At 57.6% G+C, this 21,897-nt stretch carries 18 protein-coding genes; 5 read left to right on the plus strand and 13 right to left on the minus strand.

Annotated elements, in window-relative coordinates; translation table 11 throughout:
* Positions 1-52: 52 nt before the first annotated feature.
* The 9 genes from BLV48_RS02685 to BLV48_RS02725 form a co-directional block, all read right to left on the minus strand.
* Positions 53-1,225 (minus strand): D-alanyl-D-alanine carboxypeptidase family protein, encoded by a 1,173-nt coding sequence (locus BLV48_RS02685; RefSeq protein WP_091822643.1) that lies wholly within the window; start codon positions 1,223-1,225, stop codon positions 53-55.
* Between the two features lie 78 nt (positions 1,226-1,303).
* The gene (locus BLV48_RS02690; protein ID WP_091822646.1) at positions 1,304-2,149 is read right to left on the minus strand and encodes a septal ring lytic transglycosylase RlpA family protein; all 846 of its coding nucleotides are present in this window, start codon (positions 2,147-2,149) and stop codon (positions 1,304-1,306) included.
* Between the two features lies 1 nt (position 2,150).
* Positions 2,151-3,149, minus strand: a complete 999-nt coding sequence (gene mltB, locus BLV48_RS02695) for a lytic murein transglycosylase B (protein ID WP_091822649.1) — start codon at positions 3,147-3,149, stop codon at positions 2,151-2,153.
* A gap of 12 nt (positions 3,150-3,161) precedes the next feature.
* A complete protein-coding gene (rodA, locus tag BLV48_RS02700) occupies positions 3,162-4,304 on the minus strand; it encodes a rod shape-determining protein RodA (RefSeq protein ID WP_091822651.1) in 1,143 nt (380 codons plus the stop codon).
* Positions 4,301-6,190: a penicillin-binding protein 2 gene (gene mrdA / locus BLV48_RS02705; protein WP_091822654.1), complete on the minus strand. Its 1,890-nt coding sequence runs from the start codon at positions 6,188-6,190 to the stop codon at positions 4,301-4,303. Before mrdA ends, rodA begins: the two co-directional genes overlap by 4 nt.
* 9 nt (positions 6,191-6,199) lie before the next feature.
* The gene (gene rlmH, locus BLV48_RS02710) at positions 6,200-6,667 is read right to left on the minus strand and encodes a 23S rRNA (pseudouridine(1915)-N(3))-methyltransferase RlmH (protein WP_091822656.1); all 468 of its coding nucleotides are present in this window, start codon (positions 6,665-6,667) and stop codon (positions 6,200-6,202) included.
* A gap of 10 nt (positions 6,668-6,677) precedes the next feature.
* Positions 6,678-7,031 (minus strand): ribosome silencing factor, encoded by a 354-nt coding sequence (gene rsfS, locus BLV48_RS02715; RefSeq protein ID WP_091822659.1) that lies wholly within the window; start codon positions 7,029-7,031, stop codon positions 6,678-6,680.
* On the minus strand, positions 7,021-7,698 hold the full coding sequence (gene nadD, locus BLV48_RS02720; protein ID WP_091822662.1) for a nicotinate-nucleotide adenylyltransferase: 678 nt from the start codon (positions 7,696-7,698) through the stop codon (positions 7,021-7,023). Before nadD ends, rsfS begins: the two co-directional genes overlap by 11 nt.
* A complete protein-coding gene (locus BLV48_RS02725; protein WP_091822904.1) occupies positions 7,698-8,954 on the minus strand; it encodes a glutamate-5-semialdehyde dehydrogenase in 1,257 nt (418 codons plus the stop codon). Before BLV48_RS02725 ends, nadD begins: the two co-directional genes overlap by 1 nt.
* 179 nt (positions 8,955-9,133) lie before the next feature.
* On the opposite strand from BLV48_RS02725, the gene BLV48_RS02730 reads away from it, so the two are divergent.
* Positions 9,134-10,861 carry a hypothetical protein gene (locus BLV48_RS02730; protein ID WP_091822665.1) on the plus strand — a complete coding sequence of 576 codons (1,728 nt, stop codon included), beginning with the start codon at positions 9,134-9,136 and terminating at the stop codon, positions 10,859-10,861.
* A 20-nt stretch (positions 10,862-10,881) separates the two neighbouring features.
* On the opposite strand, the gene parC is transcribed toward BLV48_RS02730, so the two are convergent.
* The gene (gene parC, locus BLV48_RS02735) at positions 10,882-13,131 is read right to left on the minus strand and encodes a DNA topoisomerase IV subunit A (protein ID WP_175527550.1); all 2,250 of its coding nucleotides are present in this window, start codon (positions 13,129-13,131) and stop codon (positions 10,882-10,884) included.
* A gap of 165 nt (positions 13,132-13,296) precedes the next feature.
* Here parC and BLV48_RS02740 point away from each other — a divergent pair, with 165 nt between their 5' ends.
* The 3 genes from BLV48_RS02740 to BLV48_RS02750 are packed head-to-tail and all read left to right on the plus strand — an operon-like array spanning position 13,297 to position 15,362.
* Positions 13,297-13,620, plus strand: a complete 324-nt coding sequence (locus BLV48_RS02740; protein WP_091822666.1) for a hypothetical protein — start codon at positions 13,297-13,299, stop codon at positions 13,618-13,620.
* Positions 13,620-14,504, plus strand: coding sequence for a ChaN family lipoprotein (locus BLV48_RS02745; protein WP_091822669.1), 885 nt, complete (start codon positions 13,620-13,622; stop codon positions 14,502-14,504). The genes BLV48_RS02740 and BLV48_RS02745 overlap by 1 nt, the downstream gene beginning before the upstream one ends.
* Positions 14,505-14,543: 39 nt before the next feature.
* On the plus strand, positions 14,544-15,362 hold the full coding sequence (locus BLV48_RS02750) for a TlpA disulfide reductase family protein (RefSeq protein WP_091822671.1): 819 nt from the start codon (positions 14,544-14,546) through the stop codon (positions 15,360-15,362).
* Here BLV48_RS02750 and mepK read toward each other — a convergent pair.
* Both mepK and BLV48_RS02760 read right to left on the minus strand, forming a co-directional pair.
* Positions 15,347-15,943: a peptidoglycan L,D-endopeptidase MepK gene (gene mepK, locus BLV48_RS02755; protein WP_091822674.1), complete on the minus strand. Its 597-nt coding sequence runs from the start codon at positions 15,941-15,943 to the stop codon at positions 15,347-15,349. The two genes, BLV48_RS02750 and mepK, sit on opposite strands and share 16 nt — an antisense overlap.
* Positions 15,944-16,023: 80 nt before the next feature.
* Complete coding sequence (locus BLV48_RS02760; protein ID WP_091822676.1) at positions 16,024-17,703, minus strand: L,D-transpeptidase family protein; 1,680 nt, start codon at positions 17,701-17,703, stop codon at positions 16,024-16,026.
* Positions 17,704-17,841: 138 nt separating this feature from the next.
* On the opposite strand from BLV48_RS02760, the gene BLV48_RS02765 reads away from it, so the two are divergent.
* Positions 17,842-19,926 carry a hypothetical protein gene (locus tag BLV48_RS02765; RefSeq protein WP_091822679.1) on the plus strand — a complete coding sequence of 695 codons (2,085 nt, stop codon included), beginning with the start codon at positions 17,842-17,844 and terminating at the stop codon, positions 19,924-19,926.
* 74 nt (positions 19,927-20,000) lie between these two features.
* Here the strand turns inward: BLV48_RS02765 and parE are convergent, their stop codons facing one another.
* Positions 20,001-21,896 (minus strand): DNA topoisomerase IV subunit B, encoded by a 1,896-nt coding sequence (gene parE, locus BLV48_RS02770; protein ID WP_091822682.1) that lies wholly within the window; start codon positions 21,894-21,896, stop codon positions 20,001-20,003.
* Position 21,897: the final 1 nt, after the last annotated feature.

Here is a 21,897-nt window from a genome sequence, read left to right on the forward strand (position 1 = left end):
TCAGTAGTAGATGTGGGCAGCATAAACCGGATTCAAGGTTTTTGTCTGATTTTTAGCCGATCAAGCCAATGAAGAAAAGAAGTATCGCGTGCCAGATACGCTTGAACAGCCCGCCTTCAGGAATGGCTTCCAGCGCAACCAGGGGAACCGATGCCACGCGTTCTCCCTGAAGAGTTATCTGAACCTGCCCCAACACATCACCGCTGGCCACCGGGGCCTTAATCACCTTATCCAGCTCAATACTAGCTTCAAGCTGGTCGGTCTGGCCACGCGGAACGGTCACGGCCAGGTTTTCGGCCACGCCAAGTCGAATCTGGTCGCGGCTGCCGGCCCAGACTTTTTCGTCACGCAGCACCTGTCCCGCTTCGTACAGCGCGTGGGTTCGGTAGTAACGGAAACCGTAAGACAGCAGCTTCTGGCTCTCCTGTGCCCTTACCTCTTCACTGCTGCTACCCATTACCACTGAGATCAGGCGCATATCATCACGTTCGGCCGAGGCCACCAGACAGTAGCCGGCTTCGTCAGTATGACCGGTTTTGATGCCATCCACGCTATCATCACGCCACAGCAGCTTGTTGCGGTTGGGCTGACGTATATTGTTATAGGTAAAGTACTTTTGTGAATAGAGAGCGTAGTGCTGGGGGAATTCGTTAATCAGGGCCTTGCCCAGTTTTGCCAAATCGATCGCCGTTGAATAATGGTCTTCTGCCGGCAGGCCAGTGGCATTCTCGAAATGGGTGTTTTCCATCCCCAGCAGGCGCGCATGCTGGTTCATCAAGTCAGCAAATGCCCGCTCGCTGCCGGCAATATGCTCGGCCAATGCAACTGAGGCATCGTTGCCTGACTGGATAATAACGCCGTGCAGCAGATCATCCACGCTGACCTGCGTTCCTTCCTGGATAAACATGCGTGAGCCACCAGTACGCCAGGCCTTTTCACTCACCAGAACCATGTCTTCAAGTGCAATATTGCCCTTGGCAATCTCGTATTCGACCACATAGCTGGTCATCATTTTGGTCAGACTGGCGGGCGGGAAGCGCTCATCTTCACGGTCTGCGGCGATGACATGTCCCGTATCGGCATCCATCACCAGATAGGCACGCGCTGCAATCTGGGGCGGAGCCGGAATCAGGGCTGAAACCGCCTGGGCTGTGCTCGCCACCAGCATCAGCACCAGCAGGACAGAAAGAGCGAAGAAGTGTTGAAGAGTGAGTCGTTGCGCCATAGTCTCGTTACATCGTGGAAGTGAAGTCTTGCAGCAGTGACCCGCTGCCCGTACAAAGGTTCAACTCTACCCGCCGGTTCAGGGCAAGTCCACCAAGTGTGCGCCCGGATAACCCGCTGCCTTAAGCTGATCCAGAATCCAGCTCAGTGTATGACTGCCAGTCAGTGGACCCAGATGAACCCGGTAAAGGGTTCGCGCTTCACGCTGCACCGGGTTGATCTGAACCGGCTCTTGCAGCAGACCACGCAGACGTTCCGCAACATCCCGAGCACCAGATTCGGTTGAGAATGCCGCGATCTGCAACATGCGTCCAGTGATCGCAGCTTGATCAGCGCTGACCAGGCTGCGCCCTTCCTGCTCTCTGGACTGCGCCAGCACGGCACCGGTACTGCCTGGAATGATTGCCTCCACTTCAACTCGGGCCGTGCCCTTCTGCAGCATGTCCAGACGGTAGGCCGCCGCGTAGGACAGGTCGATTACTCGGTCATCATGAAATGGACCCCGGTCGTTAACCCGCACGACCACCTGACGGCCATTGTCGAGGTTCGTCACTCGAACAAAACTGGGTAACGGCAGCGATTTGTGCGCCGCTGTCATCTGGTACATGTCGTATATTTCACCGTTCGAAGTGGTGTGGCCATGGAATTTTTTGCCATACCACGAGGCGTTGCCCCGCACACGATAACCTTCGGCATTCGGCAATACGTAGTAGCGCTTGCCAAGCACCTCATAGGGGCTTTTGTTGCCCCAGCGGCTGACCGGCTCGTAGCGCGGCACGGCATCCGGCACATGAGCCATACTGATCGCCTGATCAGGCCCACGATCATGCTTCATACTGTAACGACTGCTGCTGCCGCTGTCCTTGGAAGCGCAACCGCCCAGGGTCAGTGCTACTGCCAGCAGCGGCAACATCAGCCTTTTCATCTCAACGCCCCTGTGATTCACGTGCTTCACGAATCGCCTGACTCAGCTCATACACCGCCATGGCATAGAGGTGGCTATGGTTATAGCGGGTAATGACATAAAAGTTATGCAGCCCGAACCAGTAATGCTCGCCGTCATCCATGGTCAGTTCCATCAGGGTTGCCTTCTGTTCCGGATCAAGGTTACGTCGCGTGGAGACACCTCGCGCCTCCCACTCGGCCAGACTGACTTCGGGCTTAAGGCCAGCATTAACCCATTGAGGGTCAGCCGGTTCATTCATGACCACGTTGGAACGTACCGGTTCACCGGCCTTCCAGCCATGCTTATTAAAATAGTTGGCGACACTGCCAATGGCATCAACCTTGTTGCTCCAGATATTGCGCTTGCCATCAGCATCGAAGTCCACAGCGTAGTTGCGGAAACTCGAGGGGATGAACTGGCCATACCCCATGGCACCGGCATAGGAACCCACCAGCTCAGTGGGATCGAGATCTTCCTCTCGCACCATCTGCATGAACTCGATCAGCTGTCCCCTGAAGAAATCAGCCCGTTTTGGGTAATCAAAGCCGAGTGTCGCCAGGGCATCCAGTACTCGATAACGTCCCATGATACGGCCGTAGCGAGTCTCGACACCGATAATGGCAACGATAATCTCCGCCGGGACACCGTAGGTTTCTTCTGCTCGCTTGAGGGTGTCTTCATGCTCATTCCAGAAGCTGACTCCCTGACTGATCCGGTTCGGTTCCACAAAAATCTTGCGATACTCACCCCAGGTCAGGCGGCGCTCCGCAGGGCGCGAAATCGCTTCCAGAATCGACTCCTGTCGCTGAGCTTCAGCCAGTACCTTACGCACTTCATCAGCATCAAAGCCCTGTTCAGCGAGCCTGGTTACTACGTCGTCGGCGAGTGGATGAGTGTCATATCCGTCAGCCGCATAACCTGTGCCTGCTCCGGCCAGCACCAGTCCCGTCAGCAGCAGTGTTCCGATCTTCTTGCGCATTCCATCTCTCCCTCAGCGGGTCAGCATCTGTCTGTGTGTCCTGATGGACATCAGTATGCCAAACCCCGCCATCAGCGTCACAATTGAGGTCCCGCCGTAACTGACCATTGGCAGGGGTACCCCCACCACCGGCAGCAACCCGGTCACCATTCCGATATTCACGAACACATATACAAAAAAAGTCAGCGTAATACTGCCGGCCAGCAGGCGAGAAAAGCTGTCTTGTGCCTGCACCGCAATAATCAGCCCTCGAGCAATGATCAACAGGTATAGCGCCAGCAGAATCAATACGCCGGACATTCCCAGCTCTTCACCAATTACCGCAATAATGAAGTCGGTATGCGACTCCGGCAGGAAATCGAGCTGTGACTGGGTGCCATGCAGCCAACCCTTGCCCGGCAGGCCACCGGAGCCAATGGCGGTTTTGGACTGGATAATGTTCCAGCCTGCCCCCAGCGGATCACTTTCAGGGTCCAGGAAAGTAAGTACCCGCTGACGCTGATAGTCTTTCATAATGGCCCAGAGCGCCGGCAAGGCAGCCCCAACCAGTCCAAGGGCAATAAAAATCCAGCGCCAATAGACACCCGAAAGCAGAATAACGAACACACCTGAAGCCGCGATTAACAATGAAGTCCCAAGATCGGGCTGCTTCATGATCAAAGCGGTGGGGATTGCCAACAGTACCAGCGTACTGAGCAGATGCCGAAAAGTGGGTGGCAACTGTTGTCGCGTCAACCAGGCGGCAACCATCAAAGGCACCGCCAGCTTCATCAATTCTGAGGGCTGAAAGCGGAATCCCGGCAATTCCAACCAGCGCTGCGCACCCTTGGCACCAACACCAAAGAACAGCACACCGAGCAGCAAACCAACCCCGGCTAGATAGGCCAGCGGAGCCAGAAACCGATAGGTTCTGGGCTGGATCTGTGCCAGCGCCAGGATGACCACAAAGCCGGCCCCCATTCTGACGGCCTGGCGCTTCACATAGCCAAAATCCTGCCCTGAGGCACTGTAGAGCACAAAAAGACCAAACCCACACAGCAGCAGCAGTAACAGCAACAACCAACCATCCAGGTGGGTATAGCGCCAGAGCCCATTCGACCGTTGAAGGTGCACATTGCTGCCTGGCATGGTGCGTTGAAAGTCACGATTACTCATGGTTTCACCTGCAGGTCATTGTTGTAATCGCCTACGAGCCAGGCATCCATCACTTCACGTGCAATGGGAGCTGCGGTACTCGACCCACCGCCCCCATTTTCGACCACGACGGCCACAGCTATACGGGGATTATCCGCTGGCGCGAACGCAATAAACAGGGCATGGTCACGGTGCCGTTCTGCCAGTGCTTCAGCATCGTATTCCGCATCCTGCGCAATACCAACCACCTGGGCCGTACCGGTCTTGCCCGCGATACGATACCGCGCCCCTTGGGCGGAGCGGCGAGCAGTACCTTTTGCGCCATGCATGACCGACACCATGCCATCAATCACGTGATCCCAATGGTCAGGATTTTTGAGTACAACATCAGCCGGCTTTGGCTTGCGTCGGTAGATCGGATTAAACGGCACAGGGGTGTCTCCCAGCTCCGGCACCAGCCCCTGCAGCATATGCGGCTGTACCCAACGCCCACGGTTGGCCAACACGGAGGCTGTCGTTGCCAGCTGCAGTGGCGTCATAACCAGAAAGCCCTGTCCTATACTCAGGTTGATCGAGTCACCAGGGTACCAGGGCAGGCGACGATCATTCTCTTTCCACTCCCTCGAGGGCAGAAAGGAGGTAATGGCTTCCGGCAGGTCCAGACTGGTATCCGCCCCCACTCCGAAACGACCGAGGAAGTCTGACATCGGGTCAACGCCCATCTTGTGACCCACCTCATAGAACCAGACATCGCAGGATTCGGCCAGGGCATCGTTTAGATTGACCCAGCCATGGCCGCTACGCTTCCAGTCACGATAGCGGCGGCCATTCTGATTTATCTGATAGAAGCCGGGGTCCCAAACTCTTTTTTCTGGCGTAATCGTATCCGTTTCCAGTGCCGCCAGCGCGATGACCGGCTTGATGGTGGATCCCGGTGGATAACCGCCCCGCAGAGCACGGTTGAACAATGGCAGATCAATAGAGTCACGCAAAGCGCTGTAGTCACGACTGGAGATTCCGGTCACGAACAGGTTGGGGTCATAACCCGGTGTACTGACCAGTGCCAGTATTTCGCCGCTGCCTGGCTCAATCGCCACAATGGAAGCTCGCCGTCCCTCTAACAGAGACTCGGAAAACTGCTGCAGGCGCAGATCCAGACTCAGCTGTATATTCTGTCCCGGCACCGGGTCTTCCCGTTCAAGCACGCGCAGAATACGCCCCCGGGCATTGGTCTCTACCTTCTGGAAACCCACTTGCCCGTGCAGAAGGTCTTCATAGAACCGCTCGATACCCAGCTTGCCAATATAGTGTGTGGCGGCATAGTTGATCGGGTCGACCTGCCCCAACTCACGCTCGTTTATCCTGCCTACATAGCCCAGCGCATGCGCCAGGGATTCTCCGTAGGGGTAGCGCCGGATCAGGTCAGCTTCAACCTGCACACCGGGGAGCCGATGGTAATTCAGTGAAATACGGGCGATTTCGTCTTCGCTCAGACCAAAACGTAACGGAACCGTTTCGAACGGTCGCCGGCGCTGTTGCAGACGCTGCTCGAAACGCTCGATATCACGCTCACTCAATTCAATCAGCTCGGCCAGTTCGGCCAGTGTGGTATCGAGATCCTGCACTTCCTCTTTCAGCAGAGTGATAGAAAAGTTGGGCTGGTTATCGGCCAACAGCACCCCGTTGCGATCATAGATAAGCCCTCGACGAGGGGCAACGGGCTGTAGCTGCACTCGATTTTTTTCGGATATGGCCGCATAGCGGTCAAACTCGATCACCTGCAGATAGTAAACGCGCCCAATCAGTATCAGCATCAACAACAGTACACAGCCGAAGGCAAAAGCGGCCCGGTTGGTAAAGGTGATGCTTTCCTGAGAATAGTCCTTCAAGCGCTCAAAGGGTGCCATGGTGCGCCACTATTTATGGTAAGGGTGGCCCTGGAGAATGGTCCAGGCACGGTAGAGCTGTTCAGCGAGTACCACTCGCACCAGCGGGTGCGGCAACGTAAGTGCAGACAACGACCACTTCTGATCGGCCAATGCAAGGGCTCGCGGATCAAGGCCATCAGGCCCACCGATCAGCAGGCTGATATTGCGGCCGTCCATGCGCCACTGTTCGGACTGCTCGGCCAGCTGTGGAGTTGACCAGGGGCGACCTTTCACATCCAGCGCCACCACCCGGTCCCCCTTGCCGATGGCCGCGAGCATGGCATCACCTTCACTGCGAATGGCGCGGGCGATGTCGGCATTCTTGCCTCGATGGCCCGGCGTCAGCTCCACCAACTCCAGCTGGAAGTCCGGCGGCAGGCGACGGGCATACTCGTTATAGCCCTCCTCAACCCAGGCAGGCACGCGGTTACCAACGGCAAGCAGGCGAATACGCATACTTCAGTGCTTACTCCTGCACAGGCTCTGCGCTGTCTTCGGCATCAAACCGCCACAGACGTTCCAGATCATAGAAGCTGCGTGCATCCGGCATCATCACATGTACGATCACATCGCCCAGATCCACCAGTATCCAGTCACCCACCGCCTGGCCTTCGGTGCCCACGGGTTGCAGACCAGACGCCTTGACCTTGTCGAGCACCTCCTGTGCCACGGACATCACGTGCCGCTTGGAAGTGCCGCTGGCGATAACCATGTAATCGGTCACACTGGACTTGCCGCGCACATCAATTTCAGTGATGTCACGGGCCTTGATATCTTCCAGTGCACTGTGCACCAGTTCACGCAGTTGCTCAGTTTGCATTAGCGCTTTGTACCTTCTCTTTTGAGTGAAAACCATAAAGTTCATGCAGGCTGATATAGTGCCACACCGGCTCAGGTAACAGATAGCGCGGCGACTGTCCGGACGCTATCAACTGCCTGATCTGGGTGGCGGATATCCCCAGCGGGGTTAATTCCTGAATATGAATACGCCCTGAGGGCAATCCAAGCAGCTCCTTATGATCACGGCTTCGATGCTGCTGCAACAGCGCCTGCAGCACTGGGCTGAGATCACTGTCAACATAGCCCGGCCGTGCAATAACCAGAATATGGGCATAATCCAGAAACGCCTGCCAACGGTGCCAACGCTCCAACGTCTGAAAGGCATCCATACCCATGGTCATGACAATGGGGCAACCGGGCCCGCGCTCCTGCCGCAATGACTGCAGCGTCAGCAGTGAGTATGAAGGCTCATCCGCTTCGACTTCTCGCGCATCGGCACAAAGTGCCGGTTCGTCTGCCACTGCCAACTGCACCATTTCAAGCCGTTCACGCGCTGTGCAGCCGGGCCGACCACGGTGTACCGGCTCGCCGGAAGGGATCAGACAGACCTGTTCGACTTCAAGCCACTGCTGCAGTTCCAGCGCCGTACGCAGGTGGCCATTGTGAACAGGGTCGAAGGTTCCACCCATGAACACCAGCGGCGGCATCAGCTGCGAACCTGACCGTCACCCAGCACGATGTATTTTTCCGATGTCAGCCCTTCCAGCCCCACCGGACCCCGCGCATGGATTTTGTCCGTGGAGATGCCGATCTCGGCGCCAAGACCATATTCGAAACCATCGGCAAAACGGGTCGATGCATTCACCATCACCGAGCTGGAATCCACCTCGCGCAGGAACGCACGCGCCTTGGTGTAGTTCTCGGTGATAATGGCATCGGTGTGCTGTGAACTGTGGCGATTGATGTGTGCAATCGCTTCATCCATGCCATCCACAATCCGAATCGACAGAATCGGCGCCAGGTACTCGGTGTCCCAGTCAGCATCGGTGGCCGCATTCAGTCGCGGCAGCAGCGCAAGGGTACGCTCACAGCCACGCAACTCAACGCCCAGCTGCTCATAGTGCTCCGCCAGCTCCGGCAGCAGCTCACCGGCCACGGCCGCGTCAACCAGCAGGGTTTCCATGGTGTTGCAGGTGCCATAGCGATGCGTTTTGGCGTTGATGGCGATATTCAGCGCTTTGGTACGGTCGGCCTCGGCATCAATATACACATGGCAGATACCGTCCAGATGCTTGATCACCGGCACGCGGGCATCGTTGCTGATCCGTTCGATCAGGCCCTTACCGCCACGTGGCACGATGACGTCGACATATTCAGGCATCGTAATCAGACGGCCAACAGCCTCACGGTCTGTGGTTTCCACCACCTGTACCGCTTCATGAGGCAAGCCAGCAGCTTTCAGTCCTTCTGCGATGCAGGTTGCAATCGCCTGATTGGAATGGATCGCTTCCGACCCACCGCGCAGAATCGCCGCGTTGCCGGATTTCAGGCACAGGCTTGCCGCTTCGCAGGTCACATTGGGACGCGACTCGTAAATGATGCCGATAACCCCCAAGGGTACGCGCATCTTGCCAACCTGAATGCCGGACGGGCGATAGCTCATGTCGCGAATCGCGCCGATCGGGTCCGGCAGCGCCGCGACCTGGCGCAACCCCTCGATCATGCCGTCAATACGGGCCGGAGTAAGCTCAAGCCGGTCCAGCAATGCGTCATCCAGCCCTTTGTCGCGACCGTTTTCCATATCGGTACGGTTTGCCTCTGCCAGCGCTTCACGGCGGGCATCAATCGCCTCAGCCATGGCCAGCAGAGCCTTGTTCTTACTGTCGGTGTCAGCACGGGCCATCAGACGTGAAGCCGCGCGTGCCTGTTCACCGAGTTGGGTCATATACTGTGCTACATCCATCATCGTCTATCCGCTTGGACATTGTCAGCCGCACAGTATAACGCCAGTGACACAAAAGGTCTTTTGGTGCTGCAAAAAGCTGGTTTATGCTGCGGGGGTATTGCTGTGACCTTGAGATGATTGTTGCTATCATCGGACATCTATCTTTCGCTATCAGTCACCCGATGCAAGAAGCCCCCATGGAGCCACAAGACGACACTCACCACAGCCCTCGCTCGCTGTCCCTGCGCGCATTGCTCTCGGTCGCCCTTATTCTGCTGCTGAGCCTGTCCCTGGGCGGTGTACTCGAGTACCTGCGCAGCAGCGACCTTGCACGCCAGCAGGCCAATGAGGTAGGTATGATGTTTGGCCGCAGCAGCGCCATCCTGATCCAGCCGCTGGTACTATCCGATGACCGTATCAGCCTGAACTTCATGTTCAACGAACTTGCGGCACAGCCCCTGATCAGCGGTTTACGACTGACCGCTCCAGACCAGACCCTGATCGCGCTGGCGGGGCAGCCTCAGGGGCGTGGCCACAGCCTTGACCTGGTACAAGGGGACGAAGTCATTGGCCAGCTGACCTACTGGACCAACCCGACTCCCTTCGAACAGTTACTGCACCGACAACTGCTGGAAACAGCACTGTTGCTGGGTGGCAGTCTGCTGTTGACTGCATTGCTGCTGGGCCTCAGCCTGCGCCGCCAGCCTGTTTCGGACCAGACCGAAGCCAAGCCCGATTTCCGTGAACTGGTCAGTGAACTGACCCCTGCCGCTTCCCGAGACTCCATTCCGGCTTTCAGCTTCGACGACATGGACAACACGGGTACGGAGCCCCGTTCACCAACACCGGCAGCGTCAAACAATACGGACCCTGTGACCAAGAGGCAGCCACCTGAGCAAGCTCAAGTTGAAGCCGAAATCAAACCCTCTCCCGCACAACCGAATCGGGACTCGCAGGGCGATATGGCGGCTAAGTCCGCCCCTCTAAAGCCTGAACAGGAACTGGAAACCGAGCCGAAGGCTGCATATCCGTTAGATGACCGCCGCGAGCCCAGTTTTGATACAGATGAACTGGTGTCACTGCTTAAGCCGGAACGGGATGATGCCCGCATGCCCAGCTTCATCCCTCAGGTACCGCACATTAGTGATCTGGCCGATGACAGTGACGAGGCGATGGTGCCCGACACCGATGAGATGGAGTTGGAGGAGCACACGGGACAAGAGGAAGAGTATACCCCCTTGCATCCCAACCCGTTGAAGCTCGGTAGCAACGAGGAACAACTGGGCCTGTACAGTTTCGAACACGAACTGGAGCTGATGCTGACTCCCGATGAGGCAGGTTACCTGCTGCTGATCGACACCCGAAGCGCCCACTCCGACAATGTGGAGGATGACGAGCGCAATGCACTGCTGAAAAACTACCGAACCCTGGCCAACTCTGTGGCCCGCATCTACAGCGGCAGCATCGAGCCGATGAGCGATGGCAACCTGCGCGTACTGTTCACCAACGCGGATGACAAGGACAGTCATGGCATCAATGCACTCTGCTGTGCCATGTTGTTCACCCATCTCTACAAGCAGTACAACCAGAGTCAGATTCGCGCTTTCCAGCCGGTCATGAACCTGCACATGGCCCTGGTGCGTGGCGCACACGATCGCATCGAACGGATGCAGGAGGAAGCCCACTTCCTCACCCGCACCACTCAAAGCAATGAGCTGATCAGCCATACGGCGTTGACCGAAGCGCCGCTGCTGAAGGAGAGCCTGCTGCAGAAAGCGGATATTCGGCGCGAGGATGAAGACAAGGTGCTGATTCTCAGCGTCAGCGAATCCTATCAGGCCCTGCTGGAGAAACAGGCAAGACACCTGCTGAGCAAGCTGAATGAACGTCAGCAGGGGGCACAGAACAGCCAGCCGACCTCCTGAGGAGGCTGGCTGGCAAGCTATCAGTCGCTGATGACCTCCATGCCATCAACCCGCTGATACCCCCGCGGCAGCTTGTTGCCGCGACGGCCGCGTTCACCGCGATAGTGTTCCAGTTCGACTCCCTTGAGCTTCAGGTGCTGGCGACCAGCATGCACCACCAACGTATCCTCAGGCCCCAGCAGCATGATATGAGTCATGAGTTCTTCACCGCTGGCGGCACGCGCCGAAGGAATGTTGATGATCTTGTTGCCCTTGCCGCGCGCCAGCTCGGGCAGCTCTGATACCGGGAACACCAGCAGCCGCCCTTCACTGCTGATCGCCGCCAGTAATGCATCACCACTCGGTACCAGCACCGGCTGCAGCACCTTCGCTCCCTTGGGCAGGGTCAGGGCGGCCTTGCCGTTTTTGGTTTTGCTGGTGAGCTGATCAACCCGGGTGACAAAGCCGTAACCTGCATCCGAGGCCAGCAGCACCGCGTCTTCGTCACGGCCACAGACCAGTGCATCCACCACCGCGCCCTTGGGCAGGCTGATATGACCGGTCACCGGCTCGCCCTGTCCCCGTGCCGAAGGCAGCGCATGGGTATCCAGCGTGTAACTGCGCCCGGTCGAGTCCAGCAAAACGGTCGGCTGGTTCATCCGTCCGGCACAGGCCAGTTTGAAGCCATCACCGGATTTGTAGCTGAGCCCCGATGCATCAATATCATGCCCCTTGGCTGCGCGAATCCAGCCCTGCTTGGACAGCACCACCGTGACAGGGTCGGCGCTGAGCAGATCCTTTTCACTGAAGGCACGCGCCTCGCCGCGTTCGGCCAGAGGCGAACGGCGGGCATCACCAAACTCCTCTGCCGCCGCTTCGATCTCTTCCCGGATCAGTTTGCGCATCAACTCATCCGAGCCCAGGGTTTCCTCCAGACGCTGGCGCTCTTCACTCAGCTCGTCCTGCTCGCCCCGGATCTTCATCTCTTCCAGTCGCGCCAGGTGACGCAGCTTGAGATCAAGAATTGAATCGGCCTGCACATCGGTCAAGCCAAAACGGCGCATCAGCTCATTTTTCGGCTTTTCCTCCTCCCGGATGATGGCGATCACCTCATCAATATTGAGGTAGGCCACCATGAGGCCTTCGAGGATATGCAGACGATCGCGTACCTTCTGCAGGCGATATTCCAGACGACGACGTACTACGCTGGTCCGCCAGCTGAGCCACTCGGTCAGGATCTGGCGCAGGTCCTTGACCTGCGGTCGGCCATCAATGCCGATCATGTTCAGGTTGACGCGGTAGCTGCGCTCCAGATCCGTGGTGGCAAACAGGTGCGCCATCAACTGGTCGCAGTCGACCCGGTTGGAGCGCGGCACAATCACCAAGCGCGTCGGATTTTCGTGGTCGGATTCGTCACGCAGATCACTCACCATCGGCAGTTTTTTCTGCTGCATCTGGGCGGCAATCTGTTCCAGCACCTTGGCGCCTGATACCTGTGCAGGCAGCGCCGTCACCACAACTTCACCATCTTCCCGGTTCCAGATCGCACGCATGCGGAAACTGCCGCGGCCGGTGGTATAGATTTGACGCAGATCCGTCGCCGGCGTGATGATCTCTGCCTCGGTGGGCATATCCGGACCACGCACAATATTGCACAGGTCTTCCAGCGTAGCCTGAGGATAATCCAGCAGATGACAGCAGGCGGATGCCACCTCACGCAGGTTGTGCGAAGGGATATCGGTCGCCATGCCAACGGCGATCCCGGTACCACCGTTGAGCAGCACATTGGGCAGCCGTGCCGGCAGCACTTCCGGTTCGTCCATGGTGCCGTCAAAGTTGGGAACCCAGTTCACCGTGCCCTGCGCCAGCTCCTTCAGCAGCAGCTCAGCATAGGGTGCCAGCCGCGATTCGGTATAACGCATGGCAGCAAATGACTTGGGATCATCCGGCGAGCCCCAGTTGCCCTGACCATCCACCAGCGGGTAGCGGTAGCTGAACGGCTGTGCCATCAACACCATCGCTTCATAGCAGGCCGAGTCACCATGAGGGTGAAACTTGCCCAGCACATCACCCACGGTACGGGCCGACTTCTTGTACTTGGCCGTGGCCTTCAGCCCCAGCTCCGACATCGCATAAACGATACGGCGCTGTACCGGTTTCATGCCATCGCCGATATTGGGCAGCGCCCGATCGAGGATGACGTACATGGAATAGTCGAGATAGGCTTTCTCGGTAAAGTCGCGCAGTGACAGTTTTTCGGTATCACCGTCAAAGGTGGTCTCTACACTCATCAACTGATCCTTGAACACTGGATTCCGTTAGCGCAGGCAGCTGTTCCAGCCTGCAGATTGGCAGGGAGTATGCCAGCTCGACAGGAAAAGCGCATCCTGAGCGCTCCCGTCCGTGCATTTTTGCGTATAGGATAATAGAAAAGGACAACCACCGAGGAACCGCCCATGTCACAGGACAACAATCGCCTGCTGCTGGAGCTGGAAAAACAGCGCCGCGACATCAACCGTGAAATCATCAACCCGAAGATTCCCGAGCTGAGTCTGGACAGCCTGAAGCCTGTACTGTCAATGGTAGCGCATGCCCGTGCGGCCTATATCAGCGAATTGATCGACATCGCCAACATCAGTGGCGGTAACGCGCCATCATCTGACCAGATCAAACAGCTGACAGCCTGCCGTGAACACTTCGATGAGCTGGTGGCAGCCATGAACGCGCTCGAAACCGTTATTCAGCGGGATTATCTGGATGTGAAGAGCCGGGGGCAGTAATGCGTCGACGCATCATGCTGTTGCTGGCCCTTGGTCTGTCGTTTCCAGCACTGGCTGAGCATCCGCTAAGCGGCAAGCTCTGGCGCTTATCCGAGCAACGCTTTGTATCCGAGGCTGAGCTTTTCGCTCAACTGCCCACGGATGGCTGGTTACTGCTGGGCGAGCAGCACGACAATCCGCACCACCATCAGCTGCAACGGCGCTGGATAGCAAGTCTTGCCGATCGTGGCCAGCTGGGCGCCGTCGCTCTGGAGATGGCAACAACAGTGCAACAGCCCCTGCTGGATCAGGCACTGATGCGTGGCAGCACCACCACACCAGACAGCTTGAACTGGAATGCGGGCTGGAGCTGGGCGCTGTATGCCGATGTGGTCCGCCTGTCACTCGACCGAGCACCCGCTGTCATCGGTACCGACCTGACCCGTGAACAGCAACGCAGTGTCTATCGAGAGGGCGCACCCTCCGATGACATGGGGGAGCTGCACGCCAACTACATGCGTCGGCTGCTGTTCGAGAGCCATTGTGGTCAGCTTCCCAAAGACTCGCTAGAGGGGATGCGACAGGTGCAACTGGCCCGGGACCAGCAGATGGCCGAGCGTCTTGATCAGGCACAGCTTAAGGCACTCAGCGGTGTCATGCTGACCGGCACCATTCACGCCCGAAATGACCTGGGGATTCCGCTCTGGCTTGAAAAGCCGGCGGTTACTGTGTTGCTGACATCAGTGCAGGAGGGACGCCAGGAACCCTATGACTATCTGCCGGAAAGTTATCCCGGAGCACCTGTAGCCGCTGACTATCTGCTGTTCACCGATGCCATTGCCGAGCGCGATTACTGTGCTGAGCTGCAGTCTTCACATAGAAAAACGGAATCTTCCGGATCCTGACGGGTCACTGTACCAGTCCTTTTTGCCATGGAGTCTGCGATGCTGTCACTGTCCATCGGTCCCTTTGCCATCTCGGCAGACCGCCTTGCCCTGCTGATCGCCTTTCTGGTTGCCTTGTTTGCCGGCTGGGTGAGCAGTCGCCGCGCTGGCAGAAATCCGGAAAGCGCCCTGTTCATCACCCTGCTGCTGGGACTGATCGGCGCTCGACTGGGATTTGTGTTGCGGTATGCCGATGAGTACCTGTCGCAGCCTGTGCAGATCCTCGATATTCGCGACGGTGGGTTTTGGTGGGTCAGTGGTCTGCTAACCGGATTGGCCTGCGCCCTGTTTTTCGGGCTGCGCCAGCCTGCACTGCGTCGCCCGCTCACCATCGGGCTGGTGAGCGGCGCACTGTTCTGGACCGCCACTGCACTGCCGCTGCAGTTGTTGCACAAAACGACTGAAGCGCTGCCTCCCTTGAACTTCAACACCCTCAGCGGAGAGACCGTGAGCTTGCAGCAGTTCAGCGGTCAGCCGATCGTGATCAACATCTGGGCCAGCTGGTGCCCTCCCTGTGTGCGTGAGATGCCGGTGTTGGCCGAAGCCCAGAGGTCATTACCGGATGTACATTTTCTGTTCGCCAATCTTGGAGAAGATGCACAGAGTGTGAAGGGATTTCTGCAGCAGCTGAATATCGAGCTGGACAACGTGCTGTTGGACCAGCGGAACCAGCTTGGGGCGCACTATGGCTCTCGCGCTCTGCCCACAACCCTGTTCATTGATGCACAGGGACGGTTACAGGATTCTCATCTGGGCGAGCTGTCAGCGGCCAGCCTAAGGGACAAGCTGACCGTCATTCGCGCTCAGCTACCCCAGTAGCGCACGTTGCCGGTATCGATATGAACAAAATTGGAGCTGGTGTAGAGGCCTACCCCACCAGCCTTCGCCTCGCAGGCGATTCGGTGCAGCTCTTTCAGGGATGTTCCGGGCAGGCGAATATCGATCGCCTTGCCCTGCATGTGCAGGCTCTTCTTGGCCACGCCCCCATTACCGTTGCTGCGCAGCTGGTTGTTGGTTTTTGGTGATCGGTAGCCGGACACGATCTCGAACGGATTGTTGATGTTGCCGCTCTCCACCCTGATGGTGTGCAACAGGTCCAGCAGCCGAGGATCAATTGGATGAATTTCGCCAGTGCGGAAATCACGCAACAGGTAGTTGATCTCATCCAGACTGGCGCTGAGGTAGCGCCCTTCTGCCCAGTACGTGGTTTTCAGTTGCTCACCGGTATGCAGATGACTGAACTGGAGTTTGCGTTCAAACAGAGGGCGGATATTGGCTGCCGCCTGTGGCACATGGAGAGCAGCTGCCGTCAGTGCCAGCCCGGTCAACAGACGGCGACGTTGACGACATTCCGGCGCCGTTTCGGCACCCGATCTGATCTGGCGTGGGGTGAACAGCATGCAGAACCTCGGAAAAAATTGACAACTGTATGATTAATAAACAAATCTGGTTGAATTTTACCCAATAGTCCTGCCATTGGCTACTGTTTAAGCACAGTTTGTGCCAGTGCACCCTGTTCAGTCTTCGGATCAAGCACCTCCGGCAGAGGCCCCAATGCCTGCTGCAACTGCCAGTCCAGCCCATACACATCGGGGTGATAGTGTCCCTGCTGTTGCTCATCCATCCAGACGGTCAGATAAACCAGATATACCGGCAGTGGCCGCTCAAGCCTGAGCGTGTGGGTACGGGAGGTGTTCAGCGCCTGCTCCAGAGAGCGTTCACCCAGCAGCCGCTGGGCAAGGTCTTCAATTTCGTCCACTCGAATACAGCCTGAGCTGAACGCCCGCTCGGTGGACTCGAACAGCGTCTGCTGCGGGGTATCGTGCAGGTAAATACTGTAGGGGTTTGACATGCCGAAGCGTATACGCCCCAAGCTGTTCAAGGGGCCGGGGCGCTGCCGCAACAGATACGGGAAATTTCGGCGCGACAGGCTCTCCCAGTCTATCCCTTCAGGGTCAACCGGCTGCCAGCTGCCATCTACCTTTTGCAGTACCTCAATCTGTTGGCGAGCAAAATAGTCGGGATCCTTTCGCTGCTTGGGCAACAGATCCTCAACAGCCAGGCGGAAGGGCACCGTCCAGGGTGGGTGCATGATGAGGTGGTCCACGTCCGACTCGAACGACAGGGTAGGACGGTGCGGACGACCACTGATGATTCGGTATTGCTGTACCGCCCTGTCCTGCTCAACCAGTGTCATTGAGTAGGTCCCGGTTCTGACCAGCAGGTAACGTTCGCCCAGCTCCCTTGGCAGCCAGCGCCAGCGCTGCAGGTTGACCCGTACCTGTTGCAGCTGCTGCTCCGGCGAGCGCTGTAGCGCTGCGCGGGTCGCAGGTCCCAGAATACCGTCGGGTTCCAGTCCCTGCTGCTGCTGGAACGCCCTTACCGCATCCACAACCAGTGGGGTATAAACCTCCTGCGGTTCAAACGAACTCTCTGCCGAATTCAACAACTCCTTGCGAATCAACAGCTCACGCACTCCCACAACCACAGAGTGGCTCGCCCCCGTGCGCAGCAGGCCATTCATGCTCAAGTCCGGCGCCACCCATGTCTCGCGATCAGTCCGCTGTAACAGCTGTGTATAGTGTTCAACCAGGCGTTGATATTCGGCTGACCGGGGCAGTAGTGCCTGCAGGGTTGTCTCCACCTCTTCTGCCGTGGATGCCTGCAGCAACAGGTCGACCGCATCAAGCGTACGTGGCTGGAAACGCCACAACCGATCATGCTCCTCGGCAGAAGGGGTTACGCCGGCCAAATCCCGCGCCAGACGCATGAAACTGTCACTCAACAGAAGGTCATTCAATACCGGTTCGGGGCTCATGGCTGATCCGGTCGAAAACGGCTGCTGCAGCCGCGAATACTGATAATTTGACGGATCAAGCCCATGTTGCAGTGATGCTCGAATCCAGTGCTCCAGCTCTTGCTGCATCACCGTTTTCGCTTCGCCACGCATGTTGCTCCACAGCAGTTGCCCGCCGGAGCGTTCATACAAAGACTGCAGCACCGGCCAATCAAGTCTGTCGGTTGCCGGCAGCTCACCCGCAGCCCCCGCCTGCAGCAGCTGCTGCAAATGTGCTTCAACCGACTCTGCGGCCTGTAACGGCATTGCGATCACACACAACAGCATTAGTGCAGACAGATGTGGACTCACAGCTCGCAGCATCTCAACCTCATCCGGTATTTGCCTTTCATCACTATAGCCTGTTTTCGGTTAGTGATATGCTAATACACCTTTACATACCCCGGCACCCGAGGGTTCTGGCGGTTATTTTCACGCAAGCCGTAATTGAAGGAGTCAAAGATGCAGAAATGGATAGGGGCTGGTGTACTGGTCGTGGTTGCAGGCGGTGGACTGGCCTGGCAGCAGGGCTGGCTGGGCGCCGGAGGAAGCCCGACCGAGATGGCGGCACACGTACCGGCTGATACCGTTATGTACCTTGGCGGTAGTGCCGATCCGGGACTGGTGCAGCTAATGCGCGATACCCCGCTGATGCCGGTCTCACAGAGTGAGCTGAGCGAACTGATTCAGGAGCTGCACAACGCGGGGGAAGACAGTCCCGCCGCCCGCTTTGCGCGCCACCTGCTGGCCGATCTGCTTACCCACTCCACCACCTACGGTACACTGGTGGACCACTACGGCTTTGACTTGGCCAGTCCACAGGCGATCTACATGGACGGCCTGGTACCAGTGATCCGCATAGGGGTAACGGACGAAGCTACCTTCTGGGCACCGTTGGATGAAGCCTCGGCCGCCAGTGGGCTTTCGTCCACTGACACACAACTGGGTGACACTACCGTACGCACTTGGCGGCTCAATCCCGAAGATGATCGCAGCGTGGATCTGGCTATTCGTGTCAAAGACGGCGTTGCCACGATCAGTTTTTTCATCTACAGCGACGACCTGGCCGCCAAACGCCTGCGCATGGCTCTGGATCTGCCTGAGCAATCACTGGCTGACAGCGGCGAACTCCAGGAAATTCAAAAAACATATGGTCTTGACGAGAGCATGACCGCCTTCATCCACCTGGAACGACTGGCCCGTGGCATTCTGGAACCTGGCAGCAACTCGCTGGCACACCAGCTGCATCCGGTCATTCAAGCCTCATCCGGCAAGTCGATCGAGCAGCAGCTGGAAGCAAGCTGTCGCAACGAGCTGGTGGCGCTTATTGCACAGATGCCACGCCTGGTGGCGGGCAATACGGGTCCAACATCCGGCAGCGAATTGAACAGTCGTTCGGTACTGGAATTGAAAAACGGTGCCGTTGTGGAGAACCTGAGCAAGCTCAGAGGCCATATCCCGGCACATAGCCGTGAGGTCGACAACCAGATTCTCGGACTGGGCCTCGGTCTCAACATTGATAACCTGGTCCCTGCCACGACTGCTCTATGGAATCAGTTTACCCAAGCCGACTTCAGCTGCCCTCAGCTTGTCAGCGCTCAACAGCAGATGGCGAATGTCAGCCCAGCAATGATGGGACTGTTTGCCGGCATGGCACAAGGCACATCTGGAGCCGGTTTCTCGCTATATGATCTGCAACTGAGCCCGACCCAACCGATTCCTGAGCAATATGACTTCCTGCTCAGTATCGCCACGGCCAACCCTCAGCCGTTATTGTCCCTGCTCAGCAGCACGCCATTTGGTCGTATGATCAGCATTCCACAGGATGGCAGCCTGAAAGAGCTGGATTTGTCGTTTGTTGCCCCTGGCATGAGCGTCAATGCTGGTATTCAGGGCAACCACATTGTCGTGTTCAAGGGTGAAAAGGCTCAGCAGGCCGTGGATAAGATCGGGGCAGAGTCATTGGACGCCAACGGGCTCAACAGCCTCAGCATCAATTATCCTCGTCTGGCAGATCTGGTGGATCAGATTCCAGCCCCCATCGCTGCACAAATGGATACCGGTACAGAAACCGGCTGTGTTTCTCAGGTGCAACTGTCCGAGCTGCTGCGTGCTCAAGCCGGCAGTATTGGTTACCACTCCGATATCAACGCTCAGGGCTGGGTGACCGATATGGATATGCGCCTGGCAACCGGAAACCGTGACGCCATCGACCCCGTCGGCAACTTTGTAGTGGTCGACAAAACCTTCGAATGTGAAGTGGGTGAAGAGGCTGGTTACGAAGAGATTCGCAAAGATGGTACAGGCCGCTATGTCTATGCCGACACCGACTGCGAGCTCTACCAGAGCAATTACAACTGGAGCATTGAAGGCCGTACAATGAAGATCAACACCATTGATGCACAGAGCCGTGAAAGCTGTGCCCAAGAGTGGGCGCCGGCCGAAGCGACCAACTCACAATGCCTGCTGATTTCGACTGACAATGGCTTCCGTTGCCTGTTCGACGGCGAGCAGGGCAAAACGTTGCTGCACTACATCCCGGAATAACCAGACTTGTGCACCATGCAAAACGCCGGGCAATTGCCCGGCGTTTCTGTTTTGGCTGTCTATTTAGCTCGGGCTTACACCACCTCCGCCAAATTGCCCTTCTGCTCCAACCAACGCTTGCGATCGGGTGAGCGCTTTTTCGCCAGCAGCATGTCCATGATCTCCATGGTGTCGTCACCACTGTCCAGTGTCAGCTGTACCAGTCGGCGCGTATCCGGCGACATGGTGGTCTCACGCAACTGCAGCGGGTTCATCTCGCCCAGCCCCTTGAAGCGCTGTACGCCGATTTTGGCGTTCTTGCGCTCGGCACGGATCCGCTCCACGATACCATCCTTCTCGGCATCATCCAGCGCATAATAGACCTCCTTGCCGAAGTCGATGCGGTACAGTGGTGGCATGGCAACGTAGATATGGCCAGCGGACACCAGCGGACGAAAATGACGCACGAACAGTGCACACAGCAGCGTGGCGATGTGCAGCCCATCGGAATCGGCGTCCGCCAAGATACAGATCTTGTTGTAACGCAGGCCATCCAGCTTGTCAGAGCCGGGGTCGACCCCGATCGCTACCGAAATGTCATGGATCTCCTGTGAGCCCAGCACTTCGGCCGGATCCACTTCCCAGGAATTCAGAATCTTGCCGCGCAACGGCATGATCGCCTGAAACTCACGGCTGCGAGCTTGTTTGGCGGAACCGCCCGCGGAATCACCTTCCACCAGAAACAGCTCGGACTGGCTGGCATCAGCACCGGAACAGTCCGCCAGCTTGCCGGGCAGCGCCGGGCCCTGGGTCACTTTCTTACGCACCACCTTGCGTCCGGCACGCAGCCGGCGCTGTGCGCTGGCAATGACCAATTCAGCCAGTTTCTCACCCTCTTCAACATGACGGTTGAGCCACAGAGAAAAGGCATCCTTGATTGCACCTGAAATGAAGGCCGCAATCTGGCGTGAAGACAGACGTTCCTTGGTCTGACCGGCAAACTGAGGGTCGCGCATCTTGGCCGACAGGATATAGCAGCAGCGGTCCCAGATATCATCCGGGCTCAGCTTAACGCCACGTGGCAGCAGATTGCGGAATTCGCAGAATTCGCGCATCGCTTCCAGCAGGCCGGTACGCATGCCATTGACGTGAGTGCCTCCCTGCGCGGTGGGGATCAGGTTGACATAGCTTTCAGCGGTGACTTCGCCACCATCGGCCAGCCACTGCACCGCCCATTCAACCGCATCCTCTTCCCCCTGCAGACTGCCGCTGAACGGCTCGGTGGGCAGGGTTTCATACACCTGAGTGGTGCCGCGCAGATAGGCGATCAGCCCATCTTCGTAATACCACTCTTCCTGCTCCTTCTTTCCGCCACTGTGGTCGGTAAAGGTCACCTTCAGGCCAGGGCAGAGTACCGCCTTGGCACGCAGGTTATGCTTGAGCCGGGTGACACTGAATTTGGGCGAGTCGAAATACTTGGGATCAGGCAAGAAGCGCAGGCTGGTGCCGGTATTGCGCTTGCCGCAGCTGCCGATCACTTCCAGCTCGGATACCTTGTCGCCATCGGCAAAACCGATGCGGTACACCTGACCGTCGCGCTTGATCTCCACATTGAGCAGCTTGGACAGAGCGTTCACCACCGACACACCAACCCCGTGCAGACCGCCGGAGTAGTTGTAGTTATCGTTGTTGAACTTGCCGCCGGCGTGCAGTTTGCACAAAATCAACTCTACCCCGCTGACGCCCTCTTCCGGATGGATATCCACCGGCATGCCGCGACCGTCGTCAGCCACACTGAGAGAGCCGTCTTCATGCAGGATGACATCGATCTGTTTGGCATGTCCGGCCAGGGCTTCATCGACCGAGTTGTCGATCACTTCCTGTGCCAGATGGTTGGGGCGGTCTGTTTCTGTGTACATACCCGGCCGGCGGCGTACCGGATCCAGGCCACTGAGCACTTCTATCGCATCGGCGTTATATTGCTTCGACATC

This window comes from Marinobacterium iners DSM 11526 (assembly GCF_900107855.1).
GTDB lineage: Bacteria > Pseudomonadota > Gammaproteobacteria > Pseudomonadales > Balneatricaceae > Marinobacterium > Marinobacterium iners.